13 protein-coding genes and 1 other RNA gene are annotated in these 17992 nt (G+C 49.7%); 2 read left to right on the top strand and 12 right to left on the bottom strand.

Annotated elements, in window-relative coordinates:
* Nucleotides 1-8: 8 nt before the first annotated feature.
* Together DWZ56_RS06765 and DWZ56_RS06760 are read right to left on the bottom strand one after the other, a co-directional pair.
* Nucleotides 9-1736, bottom strand: a complete 1728-nt coding sequence (locus DWZ56_RS06765) for a bifunctional diguanylate cyclase/phosphodiesterase (protein WP_118555636.1) — start codon at nucleotides 1734-1736, stop codon at nucleotides 9-11.
* Nucleotides 1737-1900: 164 nt separating this feature from the next.
* Nucleotides 1901-4996 carry a glycosyl hydrolase gene (locus tag DWZ56_RS06760; protein ID WP_118555635.1) on the bottom strand — a complete coding sequence of 1032 codons (3096 nt, stop codon included), beginning with the start codon at nucleotides 4994-4996 and terminating at the stop codon, nucleotides 1901-1903.
* Between the two features lie 190 nt (nucleotides 4997-5186).
* Between DWZ56_RS06760 and DWZ56_RS06755 the strand changes: the two genes are divergently transcribed.
* Together DWZ56_RS06755 and mscL are read left to right on the top strand one after the other, a co-directional pair.
* A complete protein-coding gene (locus DWZ56_RS06755; protein WP_147369394.1) occupies nucleotides 5187-6098 on the top strand; it encodes a helix-turn-helix transcriptional regulator in 912 nt (303 codons plus the stop codon).
* Between the two features lie 112 nt (nucleotides 6099-6210).
* Complete coding sequence (mscL, locus tag DWZ56_RS06750) at nucleotides 6211-6639, top strand: large-conductance mechanosensitive channel protein MscL (protein WP_118555633.1); 429 nt, start codon at nucleotides 6211-6213, stop codon at nucleotides 6637-6639.
* A 24-nt stretch (nucleotides 6640-6663) separates the two neighbouring features.
* Here the strand turns inward: mscL and DWZ56_RS06745 are convergent, their stop codons facing one another.
* The 10 genes from DWZ56_RS06745 to DWZ56_RS06700 all read right to left on the bottom strand — a co-directional run bounded on the left by DWZ56_RS06745 (nucleotide 6664) and on the right by DWZ56_RS06700 (nucleotide 17906).
* Nucleotides 6664-8607: a sensor domain-containing diguanylate cyclase gene (locus DWZ56_RS06745; protein ID WP_158584482.1), complete on the bottom strand. Its 1944-nt coding sequence runs from the start codon at nucleotides 8605-8607 to the stop codon at nucleotides 6664-6666.
* Between the two features lie 100 nt (nucleotides 8608-8707).
* Nucleotides 8708-9050, bottom strand: a transfer-messenger RNA (tmRNA) gene (gene ssrA / locus DWZ56_RS06740).
* Nucleotides 9051-9140: 90 nt separating this feature from the next.
* A complete protein-coding gene (gene smpB, locus DWZ56_RS06735) occupies nucleotides 9141-9608 on the bottom strand; it encodes an SsrA-binding protein SmpB (protein WP_118555908.1) in 468 nt (155 codons plus the stop codon).
* Complete coding sequence (rnr, locus tag DWZ56_RS06730; protein ID WP_118555631.1) at nucleotides 9584-11749, bottom strand: ribonuclease R; 2166 nt, start codon at nucleotides 11747-11749, stop codon at nucleotides 9584-9586. Before rnr ends, smpB begins: the two co-directional genes overlap by 25 nt.
* A gap of 134 nt (nucleotides 11750-11883) precedes the next feature.
* Nucleotides 11884-12120: a preprotein translocase subunit SecG gene (gene secG, locus DWZ56_RS06725; RefSeq protein ID WP_118555630.1), complete on the bottom strand. Its 237-nt coding sequence runs from the start codon at nucleotides 12118-12120 to the stop codon at nucleotides 11884-11886.
* A gap of 349 nt (nucleotides 12121-12469) precedes the next feature.
* On the bottom strand, nucleotides 12470-13993 hold the full coding sequence (locus DWZ56_RS06720; protein WP_118555629.1) for a tannase/feruloyl esterase family alpha/beta hydrolase: 1524 nt from the start codon (nucleotides 13991-13993) through the stop codon (nucleotides 12470-12472).
* A 1-nt stretch (nucleotide 13994) separates the two neighbouring features.
* A complete protein-coding gene (locus DWZ56_RS06715) occupies nucleotides 13995-15041 on the bottom strand; it encodes an alpha/beta hydrolase (RefSeq protein ID WP_118555628.1) in 1047 nt (348 codons plus the stop codon).
* A gap of 27 nt (nucleotides 15042-15068) precedes the next feature.
* Complete coding sequence (locus tag DWZ56_RS06710; RefSeq protein ID WP_118555627.1) at nucleotides 15069-16043, bottom strand: alpha/beta hydrolase; 975 nt, start codon at nucleotides 16041-16043, stop codon at nucleotides 15069-15071.
* A gap of 25 nt (nucleotides 16044-16068) precedes the next feature.
* On the bottom strand, nucleotides 16069-16959 hold the full coding sequence (locus tag DWZ56_RS06705; protein ID WP_118555626.1) for a carbohydrate ABC transporter permease: 891 nt from the start codon (nucleotides 16957-16959) through the stop codon (nucleotides 16069-16071).
* 11 nt (nucleotides 16960-16970) lie between these two features.
* Nucleotides 16971-17906, bottom strand: a complete 936-nt coding sequence (locus tag DWZ56_RS06700; protein ID WP_118555625.1) for an ABC transporter permease — start codon at nucleotides 17904-17906, stop codon at nucleotides 16971-16973.
* Between the last annotated feature and the right edge of the window lie 86 nt (nucleotides 17907-17992).

Raw genomic sequence — 17992 nt, 5'->3', positions numbered from 1 at the left:
AATATGTTTTAGAGCGGATCTTTGGGGCAGATATATTTCTCAAATAATTCCTGCTCCGTGACGGGCCTGCTGTAATAAAACCCCTGGATATAGTCCGGCCCCATGCTGCATACCCGGTCACACTCTTCCTTGGTCTCCACGCCTTCCTGGCATACTCTGATGCCCACCTGATGGCAAAGCGCCGTCACCAGCCTTATAAAAGCGGCGTCAAAATCATCTTTCCCGATGCCGTTTATAAACACGCGGTCTATCTTGACTAAATCCACCGGCGCTTCCTTCAGCACGCCGAGAGAGGAATAGCCCACTCCGAAATCATCGATCGCCACCTTTATCCCCATGCGGCGCACACTGTTGAGTTTCTCCTTTAGGTCTTCCAGATCCGATGCGACATAGGACTCAGTGAATTCGAGTATAATATTGTCCATCTTTACCTGCTGCTGTGTCAAAAGCGGCACCAGATACGAAAATACGTCTTCGCCGGGCCCCTCGTCCCGGGGGCAGATCACCTGATGATAGGAGATATTGATGCTCATTGTCAGATCCTTACTATAGCGGTTCCATCTGCTTAATACCGCTGCCGCCTCCTTCATAACCCATTTGCCCACCTGTCGGATCAGCCCGCTTTCCTCCAGGAGAGGTATGAAATCGGAAGGAACCATCGCCCCGTATTTGTCACACTTCCAGCGAAGCAGCGCTTCTACGCCTTTCATCCTGCCATCTGCGGCGTCCACCTGGGGCTGGTATACCAGGGAAAATCCTTCAAAGCCGCGCTCCACACTCTCCCTAAGCAGCTCTATAAGCTCCAGAGACCGGTTGAAATCCACAGCGATCTCCGTCGAATAAAAGGTCGCCCGGTTTTTGCCGTGACGCTTGGAATAATCGAGGGAATATTCCGCACATCTGGCAAGCTCCAAATACTGCCTGCCATCCTTAGGAGCCATACAGCCTCCGCAGGATATTGTGCAGTAATATTTATTGCCGCGAAAGCTCTGCTGCCGGTCGAATGCCTTCCGGATCAGAGAATAACATTCCTGCAACTCCTCCTTAGTGGTATCTTTCATAAGCACCCCGAATTCATCGCCGTCCAGCCGGTAACACTCCGCGTTATAGGGCAGCACAGACTGCATCTTCTGGGACAGTATCCGCAGCACCTCATCCCCAAACTCACGGTTGTACAGTTCATTGACATGCTTGAAATTATCCACCCCCAGGAACAGGACACCAAAGGGCAGATTCTTCCCCTCCTTCAGCCAGCTTTCAATCCGGGACTGAAATTCATATTTGTTGAACAGGCCGGTCTGATGGTCAATCCGGTTGCGCTTTCCAAGATTGGAGATAAACCCCGCGAACAAATAGGGCACACCGTCCTTATCTTTGACCACCGCTCCACGGCACTGGAGCCAGACATAGGTCCCCTTTTTGTTTCTGGCCCGGTACTCCACCACATGGTGGATCAGTTCGCCGGAAAAAGACTCCATGTTGGTTTCGTAAAATACATTCCAGTCATCTTTATGTATGATATCCTTCCAGCAGGGCAGAGGGTCCTGTACGATCTCTCCCGGCAGGCCAAACTCTTCCACCATATCCGCAGGATAGCGTATGGTCCGTCTGCGCATGTCGCATACATATACATATTCATCCGTGCTCACCGACAGCGCCTCATAGAGCTCATTGGAATCGTATTCAAAATCCTTTATAAACTCTTCCACCGTTTTCATGGGAGCTTCTTTATCCATGTTCAGCCTCCTGCTCTGCTTATGTTTGCCGCTTATGTTTGCTGCCTGTCTCTCCTGTCACGCCAGCATATCACTATTGTAACCGCTGATTCTTTACAGCGCAAGAGGGAACATGGCATTATCCATGTTCCCTCCTGCAGTTTTTATTTCATAGAAAGTACGGATCAGTCCAGCTTATAAAGCTTCGGCGCCGCCAGAATGCCTGTGCGTTTCAGCTGATACTCATAGCTGTACTGGCTGCCCTTTGTCCTCCAGGCATCGGGCCCAAACCAAAAGGTGCTCTCGTCACAGTTATGCACGGCTCCAAACGTGTTCACGCGGCTGCCGTACGCTGTAATCCTTATCCTGTGTCTGCCCTGTGCCAGATGTCCCAGCGCAGCGCGGTAAGGCGCTTTAAATACCGGGATCTCCTCCCCTTCGTCCACGGATACGGTCAGCAGCGGAGCGCGGAATTTGGCTGCCTCCAGCTCATATTCTCCCTCTGAAAGTTCCGTCTCACAGCAATAGGTCATATTGCCTGCGTAGAACGGAAACGTCTGTGAAGTGAGATCTCCAAATCCGATTTTCTCCGCCTTTTTCACGATCCTGGCCCTGCTGCCGCAGAGCATCACGCCGAAATCTCCCAGCAGGTATGCCCATTCCAGATTGGTCCTGCGTCCATAAGGCACAACAGCGGTCAGAATATGATTTCCCGGCGCAAGATCCGGAAGAGCCGTTGTCTTAATGCACTCATCCGTGAAATATCCGCAAATCTTTACCGGAACCTTCATACCGTCCAGCGAAAGCGCCGTCCCTTCCAGATCTTCCATGGCGAGCAGAGGGGCCTTTACTTCTGTTTCCAGTTCCAGATGAAACCGCAGCGTGAGCATATGGGAATCCGTCAGCTCCTCCTTTTGCGTCCAGGGCTGTGCCAGCGCCTCCATCTTTAAGGGGTAGCCCAGCTGCGCGCGCAGGATATTATCAATCCTAAGCACTTCCTCACAGGGACGGTAATCCTCATCATCCAATGCATACTCCGCCTGATCCAGCATGAGCACATTGGGTTCGCTCATCTCATAGGAATCCACCTCATTAAGCGTGCTTATAAGATGTTCCTGTAAGGGCAGGCCCTCACGGCCGGTCCGGCCGCCGCACAGGGGCTTTGTATCCTCACAGTCCTCCAGATACAATAGAAGGCTGTCCTGATCGTACAGCGATGTCCGTATCTGCGTCCAGCCGCCCGCACTTACCGCTTCACAGGGAATGCGCTCACCCGTCATGGCATCCAGCCTGGTCACCCGGTAACTGCCGGCCGCCTTCACCGTATACTCAGCACAGCGCGGCACATCCGGATTGTAATCCGCCTTGCCGTTGGCAATGAACAGGATCCTGTCCCTGCCGGCCTGCCTCATCTGGTACAGGTAACAGCTGCTCCTGACCCCTCTGACATCCAGTACGTCCACCGTGCGGTATGCCTGAAGCGCTTCCATCAGCTGTCCGTAATCGAAACCGATGCGGCAGGAGATATCTGCCAGCGCCTTCGGCCGGTCGTCCGACACCGCATCCACCAGGGCGGGCGCATCCCCCATCAGGATCACCTTTCCGCCTTTTTTTGCAAATGCAGTCAGCTTGTTCAGCGTGTTTTCGCGCAGCGTCACACAGCCGGGCACAATCACGGCATCGTATTTCATCTCGCCCGTCCTAAATCCGTCCTCATCCGCTTCAGATCCCAGGGCAAGCATCAGGGACTCAGACAGGTAATCGAAATCCACCAGACCAAACAGCAGCCATTCTGTCACCTGTTCGAATTGCCGTTCCAGGCGCTCCCTGGCCACGCTGGTCTGTTCTTCCGGTCCGAAGTAAAGCCAGTAGCTCTCCACCGGATGGATCACTCCGACGCGCACCGCCGGTCTTCCGCTTTGCAGCGCTGTGTTCACGCGCGCGAAATAATCTTCGATGATACCGTATTTGCGGTACCAGGGCGACTGATAAAAGATAGACGCCGGATAATCGCGCTTTGCCTCGCCGGCCATGGACATCCAGGACAGATGGTGCACTCTGTGCGTCACTCCCAGCGCAGCCTGCCAGTCACCCTGCAGCTTATGTCCCCGGAAATCAAAGTCCCAGTTGGTAACGCCGTAGAGCTCGCTGGTGATTTCATTGCTGCCCATCTGATGTGCCGCGCTCTGCGCCTGCTTTGCCGTCGTGTATTCACGCCGGTCACAGAGCATATCGATGCCGGGTATTTTAAAGCCTCTGTAATGCCGCATCGCCTCTCCCAAAGCCGCCGTCTGAGATTGCAGCGTGGGTTCCTCCATCATATGGCCGGTCAGAGCGATGCCGTGGCTGCTGCACCAGCTGCCGAGTGTATCCGAAAATGCACAGGCAAAGCGCTCTGCCACGTGATCGTGATAGCGGTAGCGGGTAACGGAAATCCTGCCGTCGGGCAGCTCCCAGAACACCTCGGGCAGATGGCCGAGAAAGCTGTCCTGATAGGCCGCAAGATAGGTTTCTTCGAAATCATCCGTATAAGGGATTATGATGTCGGACCTGTCCTCCGCCTTTCCAAGCACTGTTTTATGTACGAATTGGGGTTCATCGGTAAATATGGAAGGAATCAGTTCTCCGAAATCGTCTCCCAAGGCCTCATAATACGGCTCATGGGTGGTCTCGATAAAGCGGTCAATCGCCTTTTTATCCAAGGTGTTCACATAGGCTTCGTTGTTATACCAGGGACTCGGCGCGTTGACTTCCATATAAGCATACCAAACATTGCTGCCCTCTTCCCCATCCTCAAGCATGCGGTAATCCGCCAGATATCCGCCTTTCAGAGTGACCTCATAGCGCGCCAGCAGCACACCGTCTCCCTTGGCTCTGGCTCTGGCCGAGCTTCCGCCCACATCATCGCCCGTTTTTCCTCTGTCTTCTGACCGGATGGGGGTAAATACCAGATACCGCCCGCGGTATGCCGGATCCTTTGTCACCTTGCCGCCGCCAAAACCTGAGGGCCAGCGGTCCTCGTCATATAGGTATACCTTCATATTGAGCCGGCGGGCTTTCTCCACAACCGCCCGTACGATTTCCATGAATTCATCGCCCATATACTCCGTCGCCAGGCCGGTGCGGCAGTGTATGGTGAAGCCTCCAAGCCCCATCTCCTTAAATACATCCACCTGCCTTAGGACCGTATCCTTGTCCAGCCTGCAGTTCCATGCCCAGAAGGGCGCCCCGCGAAACTTAGATTCCGGCCGTTCAAACTGCTTTAGATAATTGTTTTCCATTTTGTGATTTCCTCCTCGATGCCTTTGATTCAATGCTCACAGCCATGGATAAATCCCTTGATTTTTTACACCCTCACTTGTATAATCGTAACACAGCCATGTAAGATCAGTATATTTAAAACTGCTGTTATTAACATGGAAGATCGGACATAATTTGTATTTTGGAAAGATAAAATTTTATGGAGGCGCCATGAACAAAACCGTGATCCCCATTCAGAATGTTTCCCCTTATATCCGCTACGTCAACGACTTTTACTGTCCCGCCGGAATCGCTCACAATGAACGCATCATCTTCGACTGTGAATTCATGTTCTGTCTCGGCGGAGAAGGCCATATGCGCTATGACACGAAAGAGTACACGCTGCGCCGCGGAGACCTGTTCTATCTAAGCCCGCATGTCTCCAATCAATTCTACACCGCAGGACATGATTTTCATGCACACTGCATCCATTTCGACTGGATGGTGCCCGAAGAGGCTGATAACTTTATGGCGCAGCAGGTGTATGTAAACAGGAACTATTCCCGGGAGGAGATGGTTGTGATCAACCGCCTGAATAAACGGCCCCTGTGGGATGTCAGCGGGCTGTCCCTCCCCTGCTTTCTAAGCGGTCTGGACTGCGATATCATGGAACCTCTGTTTAAGGATATCTATCACTGCTTCTGCCGTATGGACTTGGCGTCCCGGATCAGGGAACGCGCGCTCTTTATGCAGATCCTTTCGGAACTTTTTGTAGCGCGCTATACGGAATCCGGCATCCGCAGAGGCCAGTACCACCAGTCCACCGTCACAGACGCGGCGGAGTACTTAAAACTGCATTATGCAGAGCCCCTCAATGTGACTCTGCTCGCCAAAAGGGCCGGACTGTCCGCAAAGTATTTCGGCATTCAGTTCAAATCCATCACTGGCCTCGCCGTACATGAGTATCTTCTGAACATAAGGATACAGCACGCGAAAAGCCTGCTGCTTCATACTTCCCTTAAGGTGGAGGAAGTGGCAGAAAGGGTCGGCATAGAGGATGTGTTCTATTTCACCAAGCTGTTTAAACGCCATGAAGGAATCACGCCGGGCCGCTACCGCAAACGGCTGGCGGAGTTTGTATGAAACAGCCGATGGGTTAGGGAAATAGGCCGATTTTTGGTATTGACAGCATAGCTCGGCGGCACTAAACTTGTATTATAAATTTCAGCTCCGGCGCAGAGTAGGAGGACTTAAGATGAGCGATAAGAAAAAGGGATTCATTGCGGAATTCAAAGAATTTATATCCAGAGGGAATGTGGTGGACATGGCTGTCGGCGTGGTCGTGGGTACCGCATTCACATCGATCGTGAATTCCCTGGTAAAAGACGTGATCATGCCTTTTGTGGGATGGCTGATCGGCGGCATCGATTTTGCCGATTTCAAACTGGTGCTGGCCCCCACGGCAGGAGAAACGCCGGAAGTGGCGATCCTGTACGGCACATTTCTCAATCAGATCATTAACTTTCTGATCATTTCGTTTGTAGTCTTTACCATGGTAAAGATTCTGAACCGTTTCCGCCGCAAGAAGGAGGAAGCGCCTGCACCCGCACCGCAGACGCCGGAAGATGTGGTACTGCTTCGCGAGATACGCGATCTGCTCAAAAAAGATCAGCCGCAGGAATAAACCTGCGGCCTTTGCTTTCACTGCTTAAGGGATTCTTCTTTTTTCTTCCTGATATCTGACAAACCGGCCCTTACCGCCGCGTTTCGCCTCATACAGCGCCTGGTCCGCCAGGCGCAGCAGCTCGTGGTAATCTGCCCCGCGTTTTGAAAAGAAGATATACCCTGCTGACATCCGGACCGGAAAGGCGCTGCCATCCGGCAGCATCAGAGTCTCTTGCTCCATCCGTATCAGCAGACCGTCCAGATACTCCTGCACGTTTTCTTCAGACCGGCAGTCCCAGATGACAATCACAAATTCGTCGCCGCTTAGACGGGCAATGATTTTGTCCAATGCGCTGCAGCGGCCAAGCAGCCCCGCGGCAGCCTTAAGCAGCTGGTCGCCGGCGCCGTGACCGTACGTGTCATTGACATATTTTAGATTATCCACATCCGCCATGAATACGGCTCCGCATCCGACGTCTTCCTGCCCGCCAAACAGCTCATCCATCCGGTGAAAGAACGCCCGGCGGCTGACCAGGCCCGTCAGCTGATCCATATCCCGCTCATATACGATGCGCTGCCGCTCAATCACGTCCTCGGTAACGTCAATAATCACTCCAAAGGTGCTGGTGTTCTCCGTATAGGTTTTCAGCTTCACATATCTTCCCTCATGGCCGGGAAGAGCATAGATATCTCCATACTGCTTCTGCTCCAGCGGGTGGGCACAGATATCCCGGATCATTTCATCAAAGGCATACCGATCGGCCAGCAGAGTATCCCCTGCTTCTTTAGACAGCATCAATATATCAGCCAGACGGCTGGTAGCCAGTACCCGGGACATGTCCTGATGATATTCATATGCGGCTATAGGGATTTCCACGTTCTGGAAAATCAGCGACAGCTTGTTTGTATTGGACAGCAGGCTTGACACCATGCGGTTAATATGCTCACTAAGTTCAATCAGCTCCGGCGAGCCGGAAGCCTCCACCTTTGTATCCAGATTTCCGCTTGAGATCTGCGTCAGCTTTCCGGTAACTGCCGATATATCCCTGATGACGGTTTTATCCAGATAACGGAGTATGAGCAGTATGACAGCGGCCGCAATGAGCGCCTGCCCCAAGGCAGCGATGAGCATATTAACAGGTATATTTCTGTACATCGCATCCACCGTGCTGCTGACCCCGATCCACATGCCGTCCGGCTGCTGCCGGAATACGCAATAGCTGCTCACCGCATCAATTGCAGCGCCAAACACGGCTTCACCGGTTCCTGTCTCTATAGAAAGACCGATGTCCTCCGCAAAACGGCCTGTAAAATCCACATTTGAGGAGCCCAGTATCTCTCCTGTTGTACCATCCACCGCATACAGGACATGGCCCGGCTCCGTAGTCATTTTGGAAAAAAGATAAGAGAGCTCGTTTTTTTCCATAGCTTCCATCAGCCGCACAGGCTCCATACCGATCTGGACAATCCCCTCACCGTCCTCACGCCACAGCGCCGCGTACTGCATCATCTTCCCCTCCGCTGTGTTAGGCGTAATATCCTGGCACAGTTCGAGGCCGGTATCCTCAAGAAGGGGCAGAAAATATTCCATCTGCTCACCGGAACGGAAATTATACCCATAGTATTTGGGCTCCGTTCCCGAATATATGGTTCCACCGGTATCAAACAGGTGAAGCTCATCTACCTGCAGAAGGGCGGCGACTTTCTTCAACTCCTCCATGTCCCGGTCCAGCTGCAGGTTGTTCTGCAGTATGTAAGCTGCTGCTTTCGCACGGATGATATAGTCCTCCCGCAGATTTTCCTTTAAAGCTTCTATATCGGCATCGTTCTGCTTAAGGATCTGTTCCACCTGATTAATCCGCAGCTTAGAATTTTGGTACATGCTGTCTTTGGCGGCCTTCACCTGAAAATAGCCGCTCATCAGAATGGTAAACAGCATGCCGATCAGAACCACCGTACACAGCCTGACTGCAATCGCGTGCTTCACCCTCATCCCCCCTCATAACTGACTTTGATATATCCGGCCTTATGCCAAATGGGACCCCAGCAATAACTGGGGTCCCATTTGCCTCCATCGGAAGCGCATTAAATGGAGATGATGGGAGTCGAACCCATGTCCAAAAGGCTATTCATTGTTCTTCTACTATCATAGTCTGTTATTTGGGATTCCCTCCGGCGGCCGTGAGCAGACACACTGCCGCGTTCGGTAGCTTCATATTACGCCCGTATACGCAAAGCTTAATATACGTCGTTTCCCGCATAGAATGATGCCAGGATCTTAGAGTGCAGGTGCTCTAAGGCTGACAGCTGCCATTAGGCAGCGATTGCTAATTGTCTATTATCAGCGTTTATATTTAGGTTTGCAAGTTAACGCATTGCTGCGGATAGCTTCACCAACTGCAGGCCCCCTGTCGAAACCGGTACATCCCCTGACAGTATACTTCCGAAAACCGCCCAGATCTCATCTGAGGGCACAATTCAAAGAAGTCTACTATAAAATATCATTTTTTTACAAGAATGTCAATAGAGATTTTTTACCTTAAAATCCTTTTCCGCTTCCCTGCGCTGATCTTTTTTTGCGATATCCTGGCGTTTGTCATACAGCTTCTTGCCGCGGGCCAGACCGATCTGCACTTTGGCGAGACTGCCTTTGAAATATACCTGCAGAGGAACCAGCGTATACCCCTTCTGTGCCGCCTGGCCGGATATCTTGTTGATCTCGTATTTATGAAGCAGCAGCTTTCTGACGCGCAGCGGATCTTTATTGAAGATATTCCCCTTCTCATAGGGGCTGATATGCATGCCATAGATAAACAGCTGTCCGTTTTCTTCCCGTATAAAGGATTCCTTGATGCTGCACTTCCCCATGCGCAGGGATTTCACTTCTGTTCCCACCAAAGTGATCCCTGCCTCATAGGTCTCTTCTATAAAATAATCGAATCTCGCTTTTTTGTTGTTGGCAATCAGTTTAAAACTGTCCTTGGACATTCTTCCTCATCCTCCTCATAGACCGGCATAAAATCGATCCGGCGCAGCAGCCGGTCCACATCCGCCACCGTCACGCGAATCTTCTGGCCCAGCTTATACCTCTTTCCACGGTCTTCCCCAACGAGCTCATAATGCGCTTCGTCATAATGATAATAATCGTCATTCAGTGTGTTCACATGGACAAAGCCTTCCACAGTGTTCGGCAGCTCCACATAGAAGCCGAAGCCGGTCACCCCGGAAATCACGCCTTCATAGCGTTCCCCGATATGGCCTGCCATATATTCCACTTTTTTCACTTTCAGCGTTTCCCGTTCCGCCTCATCAGCCCTGCGTTCAGTCTGGCTGCATTGTACCGCTACCTCGGGCAGGATCTCCGTATAGTGCTCCGCCCTGCTGCCGCCAAGCTTACCGGCAAGGTTTTCCTTGATGATGCGGTGTATCTGCAGATCCGGATAGCGGCGGATCGGCGAGGTGAAATGGCAGTAATAATTGGCTGCCAGTCCGAAATGTCCGGCGCATACAGGGCTGTACTTGGCCTGCTTCATGGACCGCAGTGTCAGTCTGGCAATCAGCGCCTCCTCCGGCGAGTCCTGGATCTTAACCAGAAGCTTCTGCAGCTCTTTGGGATGGATTTCAGATCCCTGGGTGCGCAGGCTGTAGCCGAAATTATTAATGAGCACAGTGAGCTTCTGTATCTTTTCCATATCCGGCACCTCATGGATGCGGTAGAGAAACGGCTGCTCCTGCCAGTAAAAATCTTCCGCAATGGTCTCGTTGGCGGCGAGCATAAAGTCCTCTATGATATCCGTGGCCGTATTGCGTTCATAAGGGCGTATATCCAGCGGCTTTCCTTCCTTATTAAGCAGTATCTTTGTCTCTGGGAAGTCAAAATCCACCGCTCCCCGCTTTTTGCGCCTGATGCGCAGGATGCCCGCCAGCTCCTCCATGCGTTCAAACATCGGAATCAGCTCTTCATATTCCTTCCGCTCATCCGGATCCTGATCCTCCAGTATCTTCTTTACGCTGGTATAGCTCATGCGCCTGTCCACCCGTATCACGGTTTCAGCAATCCGGTGGCCCAGCACAGTCCCCTTTTCATCGATATCCATAAGACAGCTTAACGCCAGACGGTCCTCTCCCGCATTGAGGGAACAGATGCCGTTGGACAGCTTATGAGGCAGCATCGGGATCACCCGATCCACCAGATAAACGCTGGTGCCTCTTTTTAATGCCTCTCGGTCCAGTGGGGAATTCTCCTTCACATAATGAGTGACATCCGCGATATGGACGCCCAGGCGGTAGATACCGCCCTCTTTTTCCAGCGTGATCGCATCGTCCAGATCTTTGGCATCCTCTCCATCTATGGTCACGGTCTGCGCGGCGCGCAGATCCAGACGGTCCGCATACTCCTGGTCGGATACGTGTTCCGGTATTCCTTCCACCTGTTCCATCACCTCTTCCGGAAACTCCACCGGCAACTCATATCCACGGATGATGGATAAGATGTCCGTGCCCGGATCATTCACATGGCCCAGGATCTCTGAGACATAGCCCTCCGGATTTTTTCTCTCATTTCCGTAATCGGTCAGCTTTACGATCACCTTATGGCCGGTTACCGCACCTGCATTCCTGCCCTGCGCAACAAAGATATCCTTGGAGATCTTCTGGTTGTCCGGGATCACAAATCCGTAATGTCCGCACTCCTCATAGGTGCCGATGATCTCATTCTGCTCATGCTTTACCACCTTCACCACGCGGCCTTCCGCCCTGCGGCTGCCGTCTTTGTCCCTGGTGATGACGATCTGCACCAGATCCCCGTGAAGGGCTCCGCCGGAAAACTCTTCTCCGATATAGACGTCGTTTTCCATCCCCTCAATCGTCACGAAGCCGAATCCCTTCTGGGTTCCGCTGTATGTGCCGATCAGGGAAGAAGCCTCCGGTTTGGCATATTTACCCTTTTTAGACACGCTTAAGCGCCCTTCTGACAGGAGGGAATCCAGCACCTCTTTTAATTCCGCCCTGCGGGCCTTCGGCACATCCAGCAGGATTGCCAGTTCCTTTATCTTCATAGGCACATACTGTTTGTCATTAATCAAATCCAGCAGCACCTTTTTTCTGCGTTCTAATTCTTCTTTTTCCACTATTTCACCTGCCTTTTTATGTTTATTATCCACAGTTATTCTTATTCAATGTGGAATTCATAAGAAAAAAATAGGATTTACTACCCTGCAGCAGCAAATCCTTTCCTGAATATCCTCTGATTGTAATATTTTAATTATAAAATATTCAATACCAAAGCCAGCACCATGAACCCGATTGCGATGTATTTGGTGCCTTTTTCCAGTTTACCTTCGATGGTACGGCCTTTGTTCTTACCCCAGAACGTCTCTGCAGCACCGCTGATCGATCCGGTCAGACCTGCTGATTTGCCTTCCTGAAGCAGTACGATTACGGACAGAGCTACACATATAATAAAAAAGATTACGGTAATGATCAGCTTAACGATTTCCATTGTTACACCTCCTATAGTCAAACACAGTAATCATAGCATAGTTCGTTTTTTTTTTCAACTGTTTTCTGCAAATCAATGTGATGCCACAAAGGACATATTCCCTGCATCCATTAAATTTGTTCCTGCTACCATACATATCGGAATCTTTATATCTGATGAGGTATAGTTCCAGCCACCGCCGCTTTTGTTCAATTCATCGGCGTGGTATCTTGATGTAGTGCTTGCCGCCCAAATCGCTCTGTACCTATTGCCATTGGCTTGTTGTGTCACGGCGTTAACCGCGCCCACACCCCCCTGTGAATGCCCTGCGATACTAATTATTTAAGGCTCAGGAGCTTCCGTAACATCGTTACGGCCATAAGCACTCGTCCTCCACCGGTCTGTAATTTTGGGGTTTTTTAGGATCTCCGCCCATAAATTCTGTTACATATGGGTAGACATAACCGGGCCTTGCATGGTCAAATTTCAACCCGGTATCCGTCCTTTTAAAATGTGTGCCAAGCAGACATTCCGGCGCTGTTTGATGCTCCACCCACTGCTCCATCGCACAAAGCACGTCATGCTCCGGATCTCTTGGCACTTCGCTACATCCAATCAGACCAACCTCCTGGACCCCGGAACCGCCAACCGTATGGCCAAATCCCGGCATCAGCAGAAAACGGAAAAATTTCTTTGTTTCTGCAAGGCTTCCCTGTCTTTCGATCACCTTTTCATAGTAATCCAAAAATCCCGTGTAGGGTATAATCGCGTCTGAGCTTCCGCCGATCACCAGAAGCTTACCCCCGCACGCCTTAAAGGCAGACAAATCCGGATTGTCCGCATCGAGAATCGGACTTAATCTGTCAATGGCTACCTGCAGATCCTTCTGAAAATCAAACTCCATAAGATCAAACTCTTTCCCGAACAGCCACCGAAACGGGAAAAGCAGTTCATGGTCAAATACTTCCTTGTCACTTAAATCAGCCAGGCTTAAGCTTTCCGCCTCGGTTCCCGGCAGAAAAGGGGCAATAATCCGCTCCCCTGTCAGCGGGTCTTTGGGACCCTCATATATACCGCGCAGCGCTTTTATCTGGCCCTCTGTAAGCAAGTCTGCCGCGGTCTGCAAAAGAAACGGATTATCCATAGGGTTTTCCCTGATTCTGTCCGGATAGCACAAAAACAGGTCATTCTCATTGCTTCCGCACTGCTTTCCGTAAGTCTCGACAATCGCAGATTTCCACTCCTGCGCCTGCTTAGCCGTAAACCTGGCGTCCTTCTCCTTATGTATCTGCTGCCAGTTCCAGACAAAAAAGCTGTGAAGCCGGACTCTGTCAAAGGCCGGAGACAGGGATATAATCCCGTCATAATCCTCCGGGTATCTCTGCGCCTCTGAAAAACCCTGCTGTCCGCCTGTGGAACCGCCTATGAAGTAAGCATACTGCGGCTTTCGGCCATAAAAATAAGCGGTCAGCTTTTTCCCTGCTGCCGTCATCAGATGAGTGGCACGGTATCCAAAATCTTTCCATACCTCTTCACGTCCGATACAGTCATCCGGTTCCGGTGAAGTTCCAAGATTCGTATTGGCAGTGGCGTACCCCCGGCTGACGCCGTTCATCAGATTCATTTCTGATATCTTTCCCGCATAGCCGCCATTACCTGTTCCAAGGAATTTTCCGTTCCAGATTTCCGGCTCCGGCAGACAGACCACAACGGTAATATCAGACTGCGGCGCAGGTGTAAGCTTCATCGTAACCCTGTAATATCCCCCCGGATTGACTACACAGATCCCCAGAAGATTAGGTTCCGGTACCTTCACATCTTTGATCCATTCTACTGCTGTTATTTTCCCATCCTCGATCGGAAACTTTTTTATTCTGTCTATTTCCATATTCATTTCATACCACCTCTTCCGACAATTGTTTATTCTCAATCTTCCTTAATTCGTCATCTAACTGTTCCGTTATCTCTGCCGGAATCTGCAGCATCTGAATGATATTTCTGGCCTTATAGTGATCAATGATGGCTCTGGCTGCAGGAAGATTTTCAAATTTAGCCTGAATAAGTGCCTCCAACGCTTCAAATACATCCTTTAAGAGGTTCTGCACGGTCTCATTCTGCTGTCTTAAATGACCCACGGTGCAGTCCAAAGAAAGCATGGGCAGCATATCCGTATTTACCGTTCTATAAAACATCGGTTTCCCAAAACCTCTGCCGGTAAATGCTCCCCAAACCTCTGCCAGCCAGTCGATACTATCCTGTACCCAGTTTTTAACCCGGCTGCTTAGAGCCACCTGATTTACATAAGGCTCAGCTGTGGAAAATCCATGCATACCAAATGAATAAATATGGGCCTCAAAGTTTACGCCCCGATCTGCCAGCGAACGTTGAAAATCAATTGTATTTCTAATATCTACCACATTGTCATCCCTGGTGGCGAACAAGAAACACGGAGGGGTCTTATCGTCTGCGCATTCCACCGGATAAGGCATTCCCGGCTGACATGCGTCCGCTATTTCCTTCGTCAGAGCGGCATAACCTAAGATTGCCGCGTTTGGGCGGTTCTTAGCCACCGTTGCCGCACAGGCTGCCAAATGTCCGCCTGCTGAAAATCCCACCACTGCTACACGGCCGGCATCTAGGTGCCATTCATCTGCGTTGCCGCGAATCAGTTCCATCGCCTGTTCGTAATCATTTAACGGGTTAGGCCATGTCTTGTATTTTCCCGTGGAATACCGCAGAATAAAGGTCTGATATCCGGCTCTTGCATAGGCAAGTGCCACCGGGTCCGCTTCCCGGTCGGAGCACATGGCATAACCGCCTCCCGGTAATACCAGTATAGCAGGTCTTCTGTCTATAGGAGCAAACTCTCCCCCTACCTCCTGCAGCAGAACCGTCAGTCTTACTTTTCTTTCTTCGTTTAATATAATTTCCGAGAATCTCATATAAATCCCTCCCCAGTACAGAACATTCTATTTGCCCAGCTGCCGCTCAATAAACGCCATCATATGCTCAAAGCATTCTTTTGCTATACCGTTGCTCTTGAATTGCTGCATATAGCCGTGTTCTAAAATACCGGCGTCCTGACCTCGATAAAAATACTCATAATCCGTACCGATTTTTTCAAGGACCGCCGCCAATTCATCTGCTGAATCTTTGAAAAAAGGTTCCTGATTGCTGGCATTGATAAACGATGGAATATAGCTTTCTTCTATCCATCGGGCTGCGTTCAGGATATCTGCCTCTTCGCGCTCAGACAGATTATCCACTCCCATCCAGCAGCCTAACATAGCATTCATGTTCTCCTCAAAATGAGACTTATTCAAAGCCGCTTCATCTAATAAAAGTCCTTTTATCTGTTCGCGGCGGATGGAAGGATAAATTCCAAGCTGCTTCGCATAAGCCGGATTACATAATACAGCGCCATAAATTTCAGACAGAATCGCACCGGCACTGCCGCCGCCCAGGAAAACACGATCCATGTCTAAGCCAAGATCTTCCTGATGTCTTGTCAGATAGTCCAGCATCAGGTCTACCTGCTCGATCTGGACCGGAAAGCGGAACTCCGGGGCCAGTGCATAGTTCACTCCAATTACATTGCAGCCTCTCTTAGCCACCTCCGCACAGAAGCCCACATCCCGGCCTGTACTTACTGCCAGCGGATCACCTGCAACCTTATCACCCAAAATAAAGCCACCGCCATGAATATAGATAATTGTGGGACGTTTTACCATCTTATCTTCGTTTTCATACCAGATATCCACATGGCTGTTAGGGTATTTGTCACTGTAGCACACATCGTTTCTATACAGCACGCCGTCCTCGCGCTTATTGACAGCAGGATTGTTTCTCGGTGCAAAGTCATTTACCTTCACACCGGGGCGGGTTGCTGCAAATCCCAGTTTCTGTACTTCTATACATTTCTCGTCTGCTTTTAATATTTCCATTATTCTTTCCCTCTTTTCTTTGGATTCAGCCTTTCACAGCCCCCATCGTAATGCCCTGAGCAAAATATTTCTGGAAGAATGGATATATAATTAAAACAGGTAATATTCCGACCACTGCAATTGCCATACGAATGGAGGTGCCGGGCAGTGACTGCTGGACTGCCCCCAACTCGGAATGTGAAGCCAGATACTGTATATTTTCATTCATCTTGTTTAACAGAAGCTGCACACTGTACAAATTGGAATCTGTAATAAAATATAATCCATTGGTCCAATCATTCCAGTAACCAAGGGCCGTCAGCAGTCCGACCGTCGCCATAATCGGTTTGGAAAGAGGCAGAATAATTTTTAAATAAATTTTGAACACACCTGCGCCGTCAATCTCGGCGGCGGACTGCAGTTCTTCCGGTATACTGTGCATCATATAATTTCTCACCAGTATCAGATTAAATCCGTTCAGCATCAAATTCGGAATCAGCAATGCCCAGATCGTATTTTTAATATGGAACAGATTGGTATAAATAATATAGCTTGATACAGCACCGCCATTAAATAATAACGTAATCAAAATCAACACAAATACCACATTTAATCCCGGTACCTCTTTTTGAGATAACGCAAAGGATGCCGTAGAAACAAGAAATAATGACAATACAGTTCCTGCCGCCGTGACTGCTATTGTTATGAAATAGGCATTTCCGATTTGTGCCCATTCCCGTATGATATACTCATAGGCTTCCATGCTGAATACCTTGGGCCAAAACTGATAGCCGTACCGGGTCAGAGTAGCATTGTCCGTCAATGAACCGGATAACATCAGTAAAAATGGGGCCACTGCCAGAACTGTCAAAAGGATGAGCACCGCATGTGCCATCGCTTCAAATACTTTTTCCTGTCTTGATCTAACTCCTGTCATTTCTAAACCTCCTAGAATATCGCATTTTCTTTACTTGTTTTGCGGATAAATGCGTTGGCTGCAATAATCAGTATAAACCCAACAATGGCCTGCAGCACGCTGGCAGCGGAGGACATGGCAATATTATTCTGGTTCATCAGCGCATTATAAACGTATGTATCAATGGTCTGTGTCACACTGTACAGCGTACCGCTGTTTTTAGGCACCTGATAAAACAGGCCGAAGTCTGACATGCATATCTTAGAGATACTCAATATCAGCATCGTAATTACCGTAGGTTTCAGGAGCGGCAGCGTCACATGGCGAATCTGCTGCCACTTGGTTGCACCGTCCACCTTGGCAGCTTCATAGTATTCAATGCTGATACCGAGAATTGTGGATAAATACAGTACCATACTGAATCCGATTCCCTTCCATTGATGCACAAAGGTTAATATGAAAGGCCAGTATTTCTTCTCCTGGTAAAAGGATATGGTATTGCCTGTGAGCGGTTCTATGATGGACTTGTTGATAAAGCCTGTATCTGCGCTCAAGAAAGCGAATACCAGATAGCTGACGATAACCATACTCATTAAATGAGGAACAAGAATCATTGTCTGATATGTCTTTTTCGCCCATTTATTCCGGATTTCGTTAAACAAAATAGCAACTGTGATTGGCAGCACCGTGCCGATCACCATGAAAACCAGATTGTATAATATGGTATTGCGCAGGATTGGCCCCAGATTACCCGATGCAAATAGAAACTTAAAATTCTCAAGCCCGTTAAACGGACTTCTTAAAATGCCCAGCTTATAATCGAGCTTCCGGAAAGCGATTGTGATACCGTACATCGGCAAATAGTTGTTAATTAAGAAATAAATCATTGCCGGCAGCAGCATAAGATATACCGGTATCACCTTCTTCCATCGTATTTTCTTTTTTTGCTTTACTATTGCTTTGCTCATCGCACCTGCCTCCTTTATTCATACATATCCCAAACACGAAACTATATATTTATAATAAAAAAATCAGGTGATTTTGTATGCTTCAA

Origin of the sequence: Lachnotalea sp. AF33-28 (genome assembly GCF_003477885.1) — a bacterium.
In the GTDB taxonomy this organism is placed as follows: domain Bacteria; phylum Bacillota; class Clostridia; order Lachnospirales; family Lachnospiraceae; genus AF33-28.
This window is presented reverse-complemented; position numbering and strand designations above follow the sequence as displayed.